This window comes from Ruania zhangjianzhongii (assembly GCF_008000995.1).
Classification (GTDB): Bacteria; Actinomycetota; Actinomycetes; order Actinomycetales; family Beutenbergiaceae; genus Ruania; species Ruania zhangjianzhongii.
Map to the genome: position 1 here is coordinate 4,683,915 of NZ_CP042828.1, position 14,846 is coordinate 4,698,760.

At 70.5% G+C, this 14,846-nt stretch carries 13 protein-coding genes; 4 read left to right on the forward strand and 9 right to left on the reverse strand.

All coding sequences use genetic code 11. The features are described from left to right. Nucleotides 1-22: 22 nt before the first annotated feature. On the reverse strand, nucleotides 23-1,930 hold the full coding sequence (locus tag FU260_RS21650; RefSeq protein ID WP_147918932.1) for a sensor histidine kinase: 1,908 nt from the start codon (nucleotides 1,928-1,930) through the stop codon (nucleotides 23-25). Nucleotides 1,931-2,050: 120 nt separating this feature from the next. On the opposite strand from FU260_RS21650, the gene FU260_RS21655 reads away from it, so the two are divergent. Beyond that, nucleotides 2,051-2,737, forward strand: a complete 687-nt coding sequence (locus FU260_RS21655; RefSeq protein WP_147918933.1) for a response regulator — start codon at nucleotides 2,051-2,053, stop codon at nucleotides 2,735-2,737. A 52-nt stretch (nucleotides 2,738-2,789) separates the two neighbouring features. Here the strand turns inward: FU260_RS21655 and FU260_RS21660 are convergent, their stop codons facing one another. The 7 genes from FU260_RS21660 to FU260_RS21690 form a co-directional block, all read right to left on the reverse strand. After that, nucleotides 2,790-3,596, reverse strand: coding sequence for a class I SAM-dependent methyltransferase (locus FU260_RS21660; protein ID WP_147918934.1), 807 nt, complete (start codon nucleotides 3,594-3,596; stop codon nucleotides 2,790-2,792). 168 nt (nucleotides 3,597-3,764) lie between these two features. Next, nucleotides 3,765-4,880, reverse strand: a complete 1,116-nt coding sequence (locus FU260_RS21665) for a phosphotransferase family protein (RefSeq protein ID WP_147918935.1) — start codon at nucleotides 4,878-4,880, stop codon at nucleotides 3,765-3,767. Then, a complete protein-coding gene (locus FU260_RS21670) occupies nucleotides 4,880-6,133 on the reverse strand; it encodes a phosphotransferase family protein (protein WP_168211906.1) in 1,254 nt (417 codons plus the stop codon). The genes FU260_RS21665 and FU260_RS21670 overlap by 1 nt, the downstream gene beginning before the upstream one ends. After that, nucleotides 6,117-7,901 (reverse strand): ABC transporter ATP-binding protein, encoded by a 1,785-nt coding sequence (locus FU260_RS21675; protein WP_235912100.1) that lies wholly within the window; start codon nucleotides 7,899-7,901, stop codon nucleotides 6,117-6,119. The genes FU260_RS21670 and FU260_RS21675 overlap by 17 nt, the downstream gene beginning before the upstream one ends. A gap of 2 nt (nucleotides 7,902-7,903) precedes the next feature. Next, on the reverse strand, nucleotides 7,904-9,055 hold the full coding sequence (locus FU260_RS21680) for a glycosyltransferase family 4 protein (protein ID WP_147918938.1): 1,152 nt from the start codon (nucleotides 9,053-9,055) through the stop codon (nucleotides 7,904-7,906). Next, on the reverse strand, nucleotides 9,055-10,281 hold the full coding sequence (locus FU260_RS21685) for a glycosyltransferase family 4 protein (RefSeq protein WP_147918939.1): 1,227 nt from the start codon (nucleotides 10,279-10,281) through the stop codon (nucleotides 9,055-9,057). Before FU260_RS21685 ends, FU260_RS21680 begins: the two co-directional genes overlap by 1 nt. Beyond that, nucleotides 10,268-11,491, reverse strand: coding sequence for a glycosyltransferase family protein (locus tag FU260_RS21690; protein ID WP_168211907.1), 1,224 nt, complete (start codon nucleotides 11,489-11,491; stop codon nucleotides 10,268-10,270). The genes FU260_RS21685 and FU260_RS21690 overlap by 14 nt, the downstream gene beginning before the upstream one ends. 183 nt (nucleotides 11,492-11,674) lie before the next feature. On the opposite strand from FU260_RS21690, the gene FU260_RS21695 reads away from it, so the two are divergent. The 3 genes from FU260_RS21695 to FU260_RS21705 are packed head-to-tail and all read left to right on the forward strand — an operon-like array spanning nucleotide 11,675 to nucleotide 13,597. Then, the gene (locus FU260_RS21695) at nucleotides 11,675-12,079 is read left to right on the forward strand and encodes a GntR family transcriptional regulator (protein ID WP_147918941.1); all 405 of its coding nucleotides are present in this window, start codon (nucleotides 11,675-11,677) and stop codon (nucleotides 12,077-12,079) included. Further along, nucleotides 12,027-12,776: an ABC transporter ATP-binding protein gene (locus FU260_RS21700; RefSeq protein WP_235912101.1), complete on the forward strand. Its 750-nt coding sequence runs from the start codon at nucleotides 12,027-12,029 to the stop codon at nucleotides 12,774-12,776. Before FU260_RS21695 ends, FU260_RS21700 begins: the two co-directional genes overlap by 53 nt. Then, complete coding sequence (locus tag FU260_RS21705) at nucleotides 12,773-13,597, forward strand: hypothetical protein (protein ID WP_147918942.1); 825 nt, start codon at nucleotides 12,773-12,775, stop codon at nucleotides 13,595-13,597. Before FU260_RS21700 ends, FU260_RS21705 begins: the two co-directional genes overlap by 4 nt. A 78-nt stretch (nucleotides 13,598-13,675) precedes the next feature. Here FU260_RS21705 and FU260_RS21710 read toward each other — a convergent pair whose 3' ends face one another. Further along, nucleotides 13,676-14,809: a hypothetical protein gene (locus FU260_RS21710; protein WP_147918943.1), complete on the reverse strand. Its 1,134-nt coding sequence runs from the start codon at nucleotides 14,807-14,809 to the stop codon at nucleotides 13,676-13,678. Between the last annotated feature and the right edge of the window lie 37 nt (nucleotides 14,810-14,846).

A 14,846-nucleotide genomic window follows, 5' to 3' on the forward strand; every position in this document is an offset into this window, starting at 1 on the left:
GAAGCAGGTCGGCACAGAAGCGTCACCCAGGAGAGTGAACCTGACCCCCTACTCCAGTAGTGCCTGCGTCCTCGTCGTCCTCCACGGGCAGCGTGGCGGCGAGCCGGAACCCGCCATCGGCAGTCGGTCCGACCTCGACCGTTCCACCGAGTGCACTCACGCGTTCACGGATCCCGGACAGGCCGAGCCCGGAGCCGGGTGCGGGCGCCGAATCGCCGTCCGGCGCCGCGTTGACCACCTCGACCAGCAACGCCGTTTGGTCGTCGGTGAGGGCCGCCGTCACCGCGATCTCCGCCCCGGGTGCGTGCCGGAGCGCATTGCTCAGCGCCTCCTGCACGATCCGGTAGGTCGTCGGGCCCACTGTGGCGGGAACGTCCGTCTCGATCGAATCGGTGATGGTGGCCCCAGTAGCGCGGGCGCTCTCCACCAGGTCCGGGATGTCCTTCAGGGTGAACACCGGGGCGGTAGGGGCGGCGTCGTCGCTGCGCAGCACAGCGAGCAGCGAGCGCATCTCACTCAGCGCCTGCCGGGAGGACTTGGCGATGTCGTCGAACTCCTGCTGCACCGACTCGTCCATGCCGGGCTTGCGGTACTGCGCAGTGGTGGCCTGCACATTGATCACCGACATACTGTGCGCCACCACATCGTGCAGCTCCCGGGCGATCCGATTCCGTTCCTCGAGGTCGCGGCGCCGCTGCGCCTCCTCGGCGCTGAGCTCCTCGGCCTGTTGCGCCCGAACATTTCGCTGCCGCCACAGCCGCTCCAGCACGCCCAGCATGGCCAGGGCCGCCGTGACGGAGACCAGCACGACACCGTTCGCCAGTCCGCCAGGTACCGGGGTGGGGACCAGCACCGAGGCCACCAAGGTGAGCAGGGCGCCCGCACTCCAGGCCCCGGCCACCCAGTACCACTGGTGCCGCAGCGCCAGGACCACCAGGAGCACGCACTGCGCCACGATGCCGGTCACCGGCCACGGCCAGGGCAGCTCCGCGGCCACGGGATAGGTCGCCAGCATGGCCCCCAGCGAGGCGAGTGACGAAAGTCCGATGCCTGCCCACGGCCAGCGGATCGCCACCATCGGGGCGGCGCTGTGCGCGAGGGCCAGCACCATGGCCAACGCCGGGTGCACGCTATACAGGGTCGCTAGCACCGGCCAGGCCACGGCAAGGAGCGCCAGGGTGACGAAACAGCTGACCGCCCACACCCATCGGGTGGCTGACGTGGTGGCCGGCCGCGGGCTCAGGCGGCCGATGTGCGGCCGGCGTAGACCGTCGTCCCGGCTGGGCCCTTCGCCGGTCTCGCCGCCGAGCAGCGCATTGGTGAGGAACGCATCAGACCAGGCCAGGCCACGGATCACCGTGGGCAGCGTGACCAGGAAGAGGACCCCCAGGGCGACCGAGACCCGGGTGTCGGTGAGGAAGGTCCCGGGCGGGTCCTGCGGCATCAGCTCTGCCGGGACGAAGCGCCCCCAGAACCACTGGGTGAGCAGCCCCAGTGCCAGCACCGGCCAGGCAACGGCGAACACGAAGGTGACCAGTCGGAGCGGGAACGCCAGCACTGTCTCGAAGACATAGTCCAACCACCGGCGCGGGTCGGCCATCAGTCGGACCACACCGATCGGACCGCGACCTCGTGGCAGGTACTCCACCGGTGCCGGGACCACACCCCAGGTATGCAACCTCCACCTGGACAACCTCGCGAACGCTGAGCCCAGCAGCAGGGTCAACGGCATCAGCAGTGCACCCACCCAGATGATCAGGGTGCCCAGCGAGGCCACGGTGAGCGCCACCAGCACGGCGAAGCTGAGCGCGCCGAGCGGCAGACCGGGAAGCACGTACCGGTAGTCCCGGCCGAGTCGGCGCACTCGCGCCCGCAGCCGGAGCGCCCGGCCGGGTGCTGCGGACGCCGAAGGCGACGACTCGGGTGCCATGGGCTGCAGGGTAAGCCTCTCTTGTTTTGCCGCGCGTCCCTCCTGAGAGTGACCTCGCTCCGGTGGCCAGTGGAACAAGGCGCGTCCGCACCGGAGTGCACTAAGGGATACTTTGGACCTATGGCCGGCCCGATCAGCACCGACGGTGACCCGGTGCGCGTGCTCATCGTGGACGACCAGTCGATGATCCGTGCCGGGTTCGCCGCCCTGCTGGACGCCCAGGAGGGCATCAGCGTCGTCGGCACCGCCGAGGACGGCCTCGGGATCACGGATATCGTACGGCGCACCCAGCCCGATGTGGTGCTGATGGATATCCGCATGCCGAAGGTCAACGGGCTCGACGCGGCGCGGACGATCTTCGCGATGCCGGGCGAGGGGCCGAAGGTGATCATGCTGACCACGTTCGACGCGGACGAGTACGTCTTCTCCGCGCTCCGGGTCGGTGCGAGCGGCTTCCTGTTGAAGGACTCCCCTCCGGAGGAGCTCGTGCAAGCGGTCCGGGTAGTGGCCGACGGCGAAGCTCTCCTCTCCCCGAAGGTCACCCGGGCACTGATCGCCGACTACGCCGCTCGCCCGGCGTCCCCAGAGAAGGATGCGCCGTTGCTCGGTCAGCTCACCGAGCGGGAGCGGGAGGTGATGACGCGGGTGGCGCGGGGCCGGTCGAACGCTGAGATCGCCGACGATCTGTTCCTCGCCGAGCAGACGGTCAAGACCCACGTCAGCCGGATCCTGACCAAGCTGGACCTGCGGGACCGGACCCAGATGGTGGTCGCCGCCTACGAATCCGGCCTGGTTCGCGCGGGGTAGCGCCACCCCGCGGGTCCCGGTCGCGGAGTCGGCCGGGCCGCAGACCGGGCCGCTACTCGCTGGGCACAGTGGTCCACGCGCCGTACAGCGGCGGACCCATCACCGTGCCGTCGAGGGCGTCGATCTCGGCGGTCAACCGCTCGGTGAGACCCTCGGTACCGACCGCCTCGACTGCGGTTATACCGAGCTGCGTCATCAGGGGAGCCATCCCGCCGAAGATGTTCGCCCAGCCGTACACCGGTGCGGCGCCACCACCACCGACCGGTGCGTCGAGGGTCAGACTCGGGTCCGGTAGGCCCGCGGCGCGGAAGGCGGCGAACAGCGCCGGGCCCATCCGGACCTGGGTACCGGCCGCTTCGAACGCCTGCAGGATCGCGGCCCGGACCTGGTCCCACAGCGGGGTGGAGTCACTGGTCCACAGGTAGGTCATATCGGGTTCGTGCATGCAGACCACGCCACCCGGGCGGAGATGCCCCGCCGCCGTACGGAGTGCGGCTCCGGGATCGGGCAGGTGCATCAACACCGCCCGGCCCACCACGGCATCGAAGTCGCGTTCGACACCCGCCAAGGTCGCCACCTCACCCACGCGGAACTCCACGTTGCTCCGCTCGGACAGCAAGGCGCCGGCCCGCTGCACGGCAGCTGGGTCATGGTCGATGCCGACCACATGCCCTGTCGGCCCCACGATGTCGGCCGCGAGCGCTGTGACGTTGCCGGATCCACTGCCAAGATCGAGGACCTTCATCCCGGGCTGAAGCTCAGCGGAGACCAGCAGCTGAGCGGTGAGCGGATCGAGGACCGCCGACTGATCGCGGAGGCGCTGGTCTTCGTCGGTCGAGTCGGCGAATACGTATCCCATCGGTGCTGTGCCTTCCTGTTCCGCCGACCGTCCGGGCGGCAGATCCGGACCTCCCTTTCGGGGCGGACACCGAGCTCTACCTGCGGCCGCGCTTGGTCGTTGCAGGTTGGCAGGAGGGTCTTACACCGGCCTTTCCTTCCCCCGGGCGGCACTACCGGCGGAAGCGAGCTATACGGCTGTGGCCGGCACCAGCTGGGCGGCGGCCTGCGCGTGAGCGGGGCGGAAGGCGTAGACGCAGGCCAGCCGCACCCTGGTGGCGAGCTCGTAGCCGGCGATCCGCCGCTGCCAGCTCTGCGGCACCGGGCCGTACCCGGCACGCACGGCGGCAGCGCACCGGTGCGCGCGATCGGCGCTGCACCGCTCCTGCCGGGCCCGGAGCTCGAGGTGGGTGAGCAGGTTCGCCAGGTCCAGGGCGGGGTCACCGAGCGCGGCCAGGTCGAAGTCGAGCATGCCCACGGCGACGCCGTCGATCAGCAGCTGCTTGTCATGCAGGTCGCGGTGCAGCAGCACCGGTGGGCCGGGGGCGGCGGCCAGGTCCGCCTCAGCTGAGGCGAGCAGGCCGTGCACGGTGTCCAGATGCGCGCCGAGCAGGCCGTGGTCGGCGGCCAGGCCGGCCCACCGGCGGGCCACCGCCAGCTCTGCTGCGGCGTCGTGGGTCGGCAGGTCAGCCGTCACCACCGTGCTGTGCAGGCGGCGAACTGCCTCGCCGACGGCGTTACCCACCTTCTCGATCCTGTCCTCGGTCACCGTCGGGTCACCGAGGAGGTCGAACAACGTGCGACCGGGCAGCGCGTCGAAGGTCACCGCGGCGAGCTCGTCGTCGACTGCCCGCACCTGCGGGGTGGCGATGCCGGTCCCGGTCACCTGTGCCCCGCGCAGGGTGGCCTCGAGCCGCCTCGGTCGGACCACCTTCACATACGTCGTCTCGCCCCCCGGCGGCGCCAGCCGCACCACGGCTCGCTTCTCCGGCCGGTGGGCGACGACGGTGGCTCCGTCCGACTCGGTGAGCCGGCGCACCCCGGACAGCTTCCGGTCGGCCCCACCGGGTTGCAGGAGCAGACCGCCGGTCAGCAGGCGCACCCCGCTCCCCGGAGCGGCACGACGGGTCTGGGCGCTCACGCTGCGGGCCTGGTCCCGGTCCCGGAACCATTGCCCGGCGACCAGTCCGCCGTCGGGCCCGCGCAGCTCCACCCCCAGGTGATCGGGCGAGCGAGGGATCGCCTTGACCACAGCCAGGCCCTCGCCCGCGGCGGCCTCGGTCACGATCTCGACTGCGCTGCGCATCAGGCTCGCACCCCGGCCAGGTCGGCGACCGCAGTCTCCGCCTCGGTGAGCAGAGCGTCTGCGGCGCCGGCCCAGTCAGCCGTCTGGCCGAGGCGGAACGGTTCCGCGGTCAGCCGGAGCAGGTGCGCCGCCCGGTGCACGGGCACCCGGTCCGCGTCGGCCGGGCCACCACCGGCGACATACCCAGCATGCAGCATCGCGAGCCGGTGCTGCTGCTCGGTATCGGTCAGCCGCCCGAGGACCACGTCCTGGATCATCGTGGCCTGTGCGCAGCCCAGGTCGGCGGCAGGGTCGCCGAGACCCGCGGAGTCCAGGTCGATCAGACCGGGCCGGCCGTCCGGACCGATCACCGCCTGGTCCGCGGAGAAGTCCCCGTGCACCGGGACACGCACCTCGGGCAGGGTGGTCAGCCGGGCGGTGATCAGCCCGGCAAGGTCGGCGGCGCGGTCGGCAAGTTCCGGCAGCAGGGCGCCGAGCTGGCCCGCTGCGGCTCGGACCTTGCGCGCTTCCGCACTCAGCGGTTGCTCGAGCAGCGCCGGGCAGGACCGCCGGTGCAGGGCAGCCAGCGCCCGGCCCACCGGCTCGAGGACCTCAGCAGGTGCACTCTGGGCGGAGTTGCCACGCAGATACTCCGCTGCCAGCACACCGCGCCGTTCGTAGAACCCGATCAGGCGAGGCGTGCGTGGCTCACCGGCGACCAGCGCCGCCAGTGCTGCTGCAGCGGCACGGGACGCGGCCGGGCGCTGGACCCGCAGCACGATGTGGTCACCGGAGTAGGTGGGCAGCAGGCCGACCCACCGGCGGTGCGGCTTGTAGCGCAACAGGGTCGGTTCCGCGTCGGGATCCACCTGCGCGCCGGTCCGCAGCAGCCGATGCAGCAGCAGCGGCCGGCGGTCGGCATCGGTCAGCAGCGCCACCCCGGGCAGGTCCCGGTCCGCCGCCGGGGTGCCGACCAGGATCTGCAGGTCCGGCGCGGTGCCGATGATCGACCCGGCGGAACGTTCCAGGGTCTTCGCATGCTTGGCCGCCTCGGACGGTGCTGTGGCCGCGACCAGCAGTGCCTGACCGCTGGCGTCCACGTGCAGCACACAACTCTTCCCGGGCTTGTAACGCAGGTGCCGGCGCCGGGCGGTCACCGGCCGGCCGAGCAAGCTCGTCAGCCAGTGCGTGAGCCGTTCGGAGTCGAGCAGCAGCCGCAGTCCGGGTAGATCCGGGTCGCGGTCGACCAGAGACTGTTCAGCGGGTGGTAGCACCGGCCTGCTCCTTCCTCTTCTGCCGGGCGAGGGCACCCGGCGACGGGTCGGCGCGGCCGTGGTCGATCCGCACCACGCGGTCGGCGCGGGCGGCTGCGCCGAGATCATGGGTGACCACCAGCGTGGTGCGTCCTGCGGTCAACCGGTCCATCGCCTCGGTCACCTCGCGCTCGGTGTCGTCGTCCAGTCCGGTCATCGCCTCGTCCAGCACGATCACGCTCGCATCGCGGATAGCTGCGCGGGCGATGGCGATCCGTTGCCGCTGACCACCGGAGAGGGTTCCGCCTCGTTCCCCGACGACGGTCTCGTAGCCGTCTGGGGTGTTGAGGATGAACTCGTGTGCACCGGCCAGGCGGGCCGCGGCCTCCACCTGTTCGTCGGTGGCCTCGGGCACGCCATGGGCGATGTTCTCCCGGATCGTGGTGGCGAACAGCACACTGTCCTGGAGCACGATGGCCACCTGGGAGCGCACGGTCTCCAAGGTGAGGTCGCGCAGGTCCTGGCCGTCGATCGCCACCTGGCCGGTGTCCGGGTCGATCAGCCGGGACAAGAGCAGCACGAGCGTGGACTTGCCGGAACCGGACGGCCCGACGATCGCCACCCGTTCACCGGCCCGGACGTGCAGGTCCACACCTTGGAGCACCGGGCGGCCGGGGGTGTAGGAGAGCCAGACGTTCTCGAACCGGACCTCACCGGCGAACCGGCCGGCGGGCCGGGCCCAGCTGTAGTTGCGAATCTCCGGCTGCACCTTCATCACCTGCACGATCCGTTCGGCCGACGCGGTCGCCGACGCGATCCTGCCGGTGTACTTGGCCAGGTCACGCATCGGCTTGAAGGCGGCCTTGAGGTAGGTGAGGAAGACCACCAGCTCACCGGGGGTGAGCGCGCCGGCGAGCACCCGCTGAGCGCCCACGAACAGCACGACCGCCGTGGCGAGGCCGACCAGGACGTCGGTCTTGCGTTCCAGTCCGGCGGCCAGCTTCTTCGCCTTGACGCCGTCCTTGAGGGTCTTGGTGTTGCTGCTGTCGAACTCGCGCTGCATCCGCTCCTCGAGGGAGTAGGACTGCACCACCCGCATCGCGGAGAGCACTTCGGTGGCTCGGGTGGCCAGCACACCCTCCGCCTTGCGCTGGGTGCGCGAGACCGTGTTGATCCGGCGGCTCAGCCGCACACCGATCAGCGCGAACAGCGGGAACACGCCCACCATCACCAGGGCCAGCTGCCAGTCCATGATCGCCACCACGGTGACCATCCCGACCAGCGTGGCGATATTGCCGAGCAGCGGCAGCCCAGCGGTGACCGCCACCTCCTTGAGCCGGCCGACGTCGGCGGTGACCCGCTGCACCAGGTCCCCGGTGCCGGTCTTGTCGTGGAAGGCCATGGACAGACGCTGCAGGTGGGCGTACAGGTCCGCCCGCACCCGAGTGAGCAGCCGGTTGCCCACCAGGGCGAAACAGATAGTCATCAGGTAGGCCGCGAGCGCCCGCAGCCCGATCACCACCAGCAGGGCGGCGCAGGACAGGATCAGCACGGTCTGCAGGCTCATCGCCTGGGTGGGTACACCCTCGGCACCGGCCTGAGCGATCACTCCGTCGAGGACGAACTTCAGCGGCCACGGCTCGAGCAGGCGCATCCCGACCTCGGCGAACAACGCGGCCAGGCCACCGGCGATCAGCGGTCGCTCGGGTTTGAGGTGCGTGGCGAACGAGCGACGGGTCCCACCGAGGCGTCGCAACGACTCGCGTAGCGTCTGCGGGCGTCCGGACATGATCATGACCTCCAGGCGAAGCTCAGTGCCCGGTCGACGACGGCGCTCCAGTCGTGCTGGGCCACCACTTCCTGACGGCCGGCGTCACCGAGCTGGCGACGGCGCGCCGGATCGTGGCGCAGCGCGGTGATCGCGTCGGCGAGCTTGCGCGGTTCTTCGGGCTCGACGAGGACGCCGAGGCGGCCCTGGCCGAGCAGGTCGGGAAGGTTTCCGACCATGCTGGCCACGGTGGGCAACCCGGCAGCCAGGTACTCGTACAGTTTCAGCGGGGAGAAGTAGAAGTCCTCGCCCGCGGGGTACGGGGCGACCGCCACGTGCATCCGGTGCAGCTGGGCGGGGATCGCGGCCGGGTCGAGCGCGCCGGTCAGCTCCACCTGGTCGGTGATGCCGAGCCGGTCGGCCTGCTGCTGCAAGGCCTCCCGCTGTGGTCCCTCGCCCACCAGCAGGAGCCGGTAGCTCGGGTCGTCGGCGAGCATCAGCGCGAGCGCATCTAGCAGGGTCGGCACACCGTGCCAGGGCTTGAGGGTGCCGACGAACCCGACGGTGAACGTCGGGGTCTCGTCGGTCGGTGCCGGGGTGATCCGGGTGGTGTCCACACCGTTGGCCACCGTGTGCACCCGGGTGGGGTCTGCCGCAAAGCCGCGCGCCCAGTCGGCGACCTGGTCGCTGACACACAGGGCAGCAGTGGTGGCCGACATCGCCGAGGCGGCGACCGCCTCAGCACCGGCGCGGTCGACGAGCACCCGGTGCAGGGCCTGTTCGGACACCAGTGGTGCGTTCACCTCGAGCAGATGGGGCAGACCGGCGGCGCGGGACCAGAGGGAGGCCGACCGGCCCCACAGGGAGTAGCGCTCGTAGACCAGATCCAACGGTCCGGCCTCGTGCAGCCGGTCCAGGATGTCGATCACCTCGGTATCGGCTCGCTGGCAGGCAGCCTCCCGTTCGCCCGGGTCGCTGTGCCGGGCGCGAGTGATCTGGTGCACCTGCACACCGGCCAGCTCCGGTGGGGCCTCACCTGAGGTGCGGGCGCAGATCAGGTGGACCTCTGCCCCGCGGCGCAGCAGAGCGGTGATCACCGCTTGCACGTGCACGGAGGCCCCTTTGCGGCCGAAGACCGGGACTCCGGGATCACTGCAGACGTAGGCGATACGCATCAGAGCAGCTCCGCAGTCATCTCGGCGCCGGCGAGCAGCTCGCGCAGCTGCCGGCTGGTGTGGTGGTCGTCGAACTCGGTCTCGATCAGGGCGCGGGCGCGCTCGGCGAGCCGGAGCCGCAGCGACTCGTCGGTCAACAGCCGGTCGAGCTGCTCGGCCAGCCCGATCGGATCGCCTTCGCTGACCAGGAGGCCGGTCTGCTCATGCTGCAGCACCTCGGGGATTCCGGTGACCGGGGTGGCCACGCACGGTGTACCCAGCGCCATCGCCTCCAACAGGATGGTCGGCAGGCCGTCCCGGTTGCCGTCCTCACCCACGACGCACGGCGCCGCCAGCGCACCGGCGTTCTGGATCACCTTCCGCACCCGGTGCTGCGGCTGCGGACCGAGCAGTCGCACGTGCTGGTGCAGGTCCAGCGCGTCCACCTGGTCCCGCAGTGCAGTTTCCTGCTCGCCGGCACCGACCAGGTCCAAGCGCACCGGGCGCCCCTGGGCCGCCAGGTAGGCGACGGCGTCGATCAGGTGCCGGAAGCCCTTCTTCTCGACCAGCCGGCCGACTGCGACGATCACCCGCTCGCGCTGGACCGGCGCTGAGTAGCCGAAGCGCCGCAGGTCCAGGCCGTTGTAGACCCGGCGTACCCGGTCGGCCGCGGGGCCGAAGGTGCGGTGCAGGTGGTCGAGGTTGAAGTCGCTGACCGTCACCACGGCCGCCGCATCGGCGAGTCGTTGGCTGAGCGCCACCGGGTCCACCGACTCGTGGAAGATGTCCTTGGCATGGGCGGTGAAGCTGTACTCGACGCCGGCGATCTTCGCGGCGACCCGGGCCACCGCTGTGGCCACCGAGGCGAAGTGCGCGTGCAGCCGGGTGATGCTGCGTTCGCGCACCAGCACAGCCAGTTCCACGGCGGCGACGGCGTCATCCGCCTCAAGCTCGAGCAGGTCGCCCAGGTGCGTGGCCAGGTCGGGGAAGACCCAGTGTGCGCGGCGGACCCGTTCCCAGAGCCCCTGGGAACGCACGTGTCGACTGAGGTAGCTCACCGGTGCGTGTACCTGGCTGAGGGTCTCGTGGAACCGGCCGTCGGCCGGTGGCCGCAGCGAAAAGATCTCCAGGTCCAGCCCGGTCCGCTCCAGCGCCAGCACCTCGTTGACGATGAACGTCTCGGAGAACCGGGGGTACATCTTGGTGACGTACCCGATCCGGGTGGGTGTGGGTTCAGACGGCAGCATGGTGATCGACCTCCAGTGGGCGGTGGTTCAGCAGGGCATCGGCAAGTGCGGGGAGGTGGACCAGACCGTCCAGGTCGATCCGGCGGAGCACTCGCCGCGGACCGGAGACGGCGCGAGCGAGCCAAGCACCGATCCGGGCCGGGGTGAGCTCGTTCGGGTACAGGCTGTCGACCCAGCCGAGCTGGGCGAGCGCATCGGCCCGCACGGCCTGTTCCATCCGGGGAACCGTGCGCGGCACCACCAGGGCCGGGCAACGGGCGGCCAGCAGCTCGCAGACCGAGTTGTAGCCGCCCATCGTCACCGTGGCGGAGGCGGAGGCGATGAACTCATGGGTGCGGGCGCTGAAGCCGTGCACAGTGAGCTCGGGGCGCTCCTGCGAGATCTGGTCGAGGGTGCGCCGGGCGCGGGCACTCATGTACGGACCGGTGATCAGCACCCCGCGGTGCCCGGCCGGGAACTCACTGCGGGCGAAGGCTTCGGCGAGCGCAGCGCCGTCCTGACCGCCACCGACCAGGCAGAGCACGTAGGGCTGCGCGGCCAGGTCGCCGTTAGCCGGCGCAGTGGGCTCGGACCTACTGACGTAGTCGGGGCGATGGTCGGCGAGGTACCCGGTGTAGCTGACCTTGCTGCGCACCGGCCAGGGCCACGCGTACGCTGCGGCGGCGTCGAAGACTGCCGGGTCGCCGTACACCCACACCTCGTCGTAGTAGTCGCGAACGGCCTCGGTGGTGCCGGCGGCCTGCCACTCCCGCACGGTCACCTCCGGTGAGTCGAGAACGTCCCGCACCCCCAGCACCACCTTGGTGTGAGTGCTGCGCAGGGTCCGCAGCGCAGTGTCCAGCTCGCCGTGAACGCCGCGCACCGCCTTGTCCACCACGAACAGGTCCGGCTGGAAAGCGGCAAGCGCTGCGGCCACGATCTGACCGCGCACCTCGAGGACCGCTGCCAGCGGAAGCCCGAACGTCTTCGGCCGGTAGCTGCCGGAGACGTCCTTGTGCAGTGTGGGCAGGGTGACGATCTCGGTGTTCGCCGGCAGCGGGAGTGACGTCGCCTCGGGAGCACCGGTCAGCAGGAGGACGTCCGTGTCCGGATTGGCCTCGATCAGCGCCGAGGCGATCGAGATGTTGCGCCGGATGTGACCCAGCCCCTGGGTGTCATGGGAGTACAGCGCGACGCGTCGTCGCGGTACTGCCTGCCCTACCTGCTGCACGAGGAACCTCCGGATCGCCTGGCGTGATCAGTTCACGATCAACTGTGCGGACGAGAATCCTCGCGGCGGATGAGGTGTCGATGAATAGTTGATGAGAGCCCTCTCATCTCGCATTGGCTTGACACCACCGCACCCCTGTGTCACTGTACTAACCACTTAATACAACGACACAGGGAGGGGTGCATGGAGTTCGACACCAGCTCTCCCATCTGGGCACAGCTCGTGGCCGAGTTCTCCCGGCGGATCGTCACCGGCGAGTGGCCGGCGGGCGCCCGGATCGCGGGTGTTCGGGACCTGGCGAGCGAGCTCGGCGTGAACCCGAACACCACCCAACGCGCGCTAGCCGAGCTGGAGCGGCAGCAGCTGTGCCGCTCCGAACGCACCGCCGGGCGATTCGTCACCTCCGACGCAGCCCGGATCGACGCACTTCGCGCCGAGCTTGCCCAGGGAGCAGCCGACGACTTCGTCCGCCGGGCTCGCGGCCTGGGGATGTTGCCGGCGCAAGCACGACGACTGATCGACGAGAGATGGAGCCATGACGACCACATCGACCACCTGGCAGGAGGAGTCACCGACGATGACCGATGACACCGCTCTGATCAGCGTCCGCGGCCTGACCGTGCGCTACGGCAACCAGACCGCCCTGGACGGGCTCGACCTCGACCTGCCCGCTGGCCAGATCATCGGCCTGCTCGGTGAGAACGGCTGTGGCAAGTCCACCCTGCTGAAGGTGCTCGCCGGCGTCTACGCCGACCACACCGGCGAGGTCAGCCTGGCCGGGCACCGGCCCGGGCCGGAGTCGAAGGCTCTGGTCAGCTACCTCCCCGACCAGAGCTCACTGCCGGACCACGTCCGCGTGACGTACTGCCTGCAACTCTTCGACGACTTCTACGCCGACTTCAACCGGGCCAAGGCCACCGACCTGATCGGCTTCTTCGGCCTGGATCAGGCGATGCGACTGAAGGAGATGTCCAAGGGGATGCGGGAGAAGGTGCAGATCGCCCTGGCGATGGCCCGCGACGCTCGCATCTTCCTCCTCGACGAGCCGATCTCCGGCGTCGACCCGGCCGCGCGGGAAGGCATCCTCGATGGAATCCTGCGCACTCTCGAACCCGACTCACTCCTGCTCATCGCCACCCACCTGGTGCATGACCTCGAGACGTCGCTGGACTCGGTGGTGATGATGCGTCACGGCCGGGTGCTGCTCACCGGTGGCGTGGACGACCTGCGGACCGAGCACGGCGCCAGCCTCGAGCAGATCTTCCGAAAGGTGTACCGCTCATGATCACGCTGCTCAAGCACGAGTTCCTCCGCACCAAGAACATGCTCGCGCTGGTGGCCGGGGTCGCGATCCTGCTCGCGCTGGCCGGCACATTGCTTGCGGCGACCGGGGTCCCGATGCTCGCCTCGGTGGGGTTGGTGGCCGGACTGGCTGCCGTCTTCGGCCTGGTGCCTGCCGCTCAGCTCGCACTGGCGGTGACGTACTGGCGGTCAAGCTATGGCCGGACCGGGTACCTCACCCAGACCTTGCCGGTGAAGGGATCGACGATCTACTGGGCGAAGATGCTCTGGGCCTGGCTTGTCTCCCTGGCCGGCGCCGCGGTGAGCATCGGGATCGTGCTCGGCGCCGCCCCGGTGGTGGCCAGCAGCACGGGTGCAGCCCCGGACTCGGTGCTGACCACCCTGCGGGAGAGCTGGGCGACGCTGAACGAGGTCACCGGCCCGTGGGGGGTGGTTGCCGCACTGGCCGCGATGGCGATGATGATCCTGATCTGGCCGACGCAGTACTTCTTTGCCGCCTCGATCGGTAGCCAGGCACCGCTGAACCGGATGGGCGTGGCCGGTCCGGTGCTGGTCTGGCTGGGCCTGTACGTGGTCACGCAGGTGGTGACCTTCGGCTCTTTCGCTGCTGTACCCCTGGCGGTCGGCATGACCGGCGACCAGCTCGGTTTCGTCCGGTTCGACCTGTTCGCTGAGATGGCCGCGGGCTCCAACAACACTGCCGAAGTGATGCCGGTGGGCTTCATCCCGGCGCTGCTGCTGGTCACCGTGGTGTGCCTCGGCTGGAGCGTCCGCTCCTGGAACCGGCGGGTCTCGCTGGTCTGAGTGGTGGCCGGGTCGCAGCGGGCCGGAGTGCCGGCCGGGTGCGACCCGCATCTCCTCGACTGCGGCCCGGGCCGCCGGTCAGCCGCGCCCGCAGCTGCGGCAGGTGCCACGGCGGCGCAGCCAGTAGGCATACACAGCTGCACCCAGTGCCACCGACCACAGCGGCCACAACAGCTCGGGTGCGATAGCTCCCCAGCCGTCGGGTTCGAATGCTCGCGCCAGCGCCCCGGTGCGCACCCCGGTGGAGATCAGGGAAAGTCCCGCTGGCAGGATCGCGCCGGCCACGATCGTCGCCGGCACCACGGCGAACATGATCGGCACCCGGCGCCCGCGCAGCCAGAGTGTCCACCAGGGGAACACTTCGCCCCAGCGCCGGGTCAGACCGATGGTGAGCAACCCACCCAGGGTTGCCGCTGCGCCCAAGCCAAGCGCCGCAATCCAGCCGTCGCCTCCGGACAGATCGGCGATGAAATCGGGGGAGACACCGAGCGGAACGCCGAGCACCCAGGCGATCCTGGTGGCGGCGTAGGCCACCGGGATCACGGCCGCGATCCAGGCAACGACTGTGCCCCAGCGGGCCGCCGCCCCAGGTGCGGTCCAGCCCGGGTCGGTGCCGTCGTGGTGCCGCCCGCAGGACGGGCAGGCAGCGCGAGAGCGCCGAACGAACCGCACCGTGGTGGCGGCGAGCAGTGCCGAAGCGATCAGCGCCACCGCCTGCAGCGCGCTACCGTCGGTGAGCGAGGCGATGAACGCCTGGCGTAGATCTGGGTCGAAAGGCGCCATCACCAGCGTGACCGGCAGGTAGCCGAGCTGGGCGAGGATCGAGGCGTCGACGAAGGTCACCGCCCCGGCCAGGAGCAGCACCGCGGCGACGGCGGTCGCCGCGCGGGCGGCCCGCGGCACCCTGGTGCCGCGCCCGCCCCACCAGGTCCAGAGCGACAGTGCCGCCCCCGCTACGGCGAGCACGGCGGTCCAGGGCGTGAGGGTCGCGGCCGGGACCTGCGACCACAGACCGTTCCAGTCGATGGCACCGTCGCCGACGGGAAGCGAGTGGCCGGTGAGGGTGACCGCCAGGGTGAGGCCGGCGGCCGCCAGCCAGGTGAGGGCAGCGACGCGAGGGATCCAGCGGCCATGCGCGGCCGGCGGCGATCCCGGCCGATGCCGGTCGGCTCGGTCAGTGGGTGGCGGTGGTGCGGGGCTCGAAGTGTTCATACCGACGAGCCTCGCGGCAGCGGTCGCTAGACAGATC

Coding starts and splice junctions, on each gene's coding strand:
- FU260_RS21665 (WP_147918935.1), bottom strand. CDS start 4,880: ATGCGCAGCGCAGTCGAGATCGTGACCGAGGCCGCCGCGGGCGAGGGC.
- FU260_RS21650 (WP_147918932.1), bottom strand. CDS start 1,930: ATGGCACCCGAGTCGTCGCCTTCGGCGTCCGCAGCACCCGGCCGGGCG.
- FU260_RS21675 (WP_235912100.1), bottom strand. CDS start 7,901: ATGTCCGGACGCCCGCAGACGCTACGCGAGTCGTTGCGACGCCTCGGT.
- FU260_RS21660 (WP_147918934.1), bottom strand. CDS start 3,596: ATGGGATACGTATTCGCCGACTCGACCGACGAAGACCAGCGCCTCCGC.
- FU260_RS21655 (WP_147918933.1), top strand. CDS start 2,051: ATGGCCGGCCCGATCAGCACCGACGGTGACCCGGTGCGCGTGCTCATC.
- FU260_RS21710 (WP_147918943.1), bottom strand. CDS start 14,809: ATGAACACTTCGAGCCCCGCACCACCGCCACCCACTGACCGAGCCGAC.
- FU260_RS21680 (WP_147918938.1), bottom strand. CDS start 9,055: ATGCGTATCGCCTACGTCTGCAGTGATCCCGGAGTCCCGGTCTTCGGC.
- FU260_RS21705 (WP_147918942.1), top strand. CDS start 12,773: ATGATCACGCTGCTCAAGCACGAGTTCCTCCGCACCAAGAACATGCTC.
- FU260_RS21685 (WP_147918939.1), bottom strand. CDS start 10,281: ATGCTGCCGTCTGAACCCACACCCACCCGGATCGGGTACGTCACCAAG.
- FU260_RS21695 (WP_147918941.1), top strand. CDS start 11,675: ATGGAGTTCGACACCAGCTCTCCCATCTGGGCACAGCTCGTGGCCGAG.
- FU260_RS21700 (WP_235912101.1), top strand. CDS start 12,027: ATGACGACCACATCGACCACCTGGCAGGAGGAGTCACCGACGATGACC.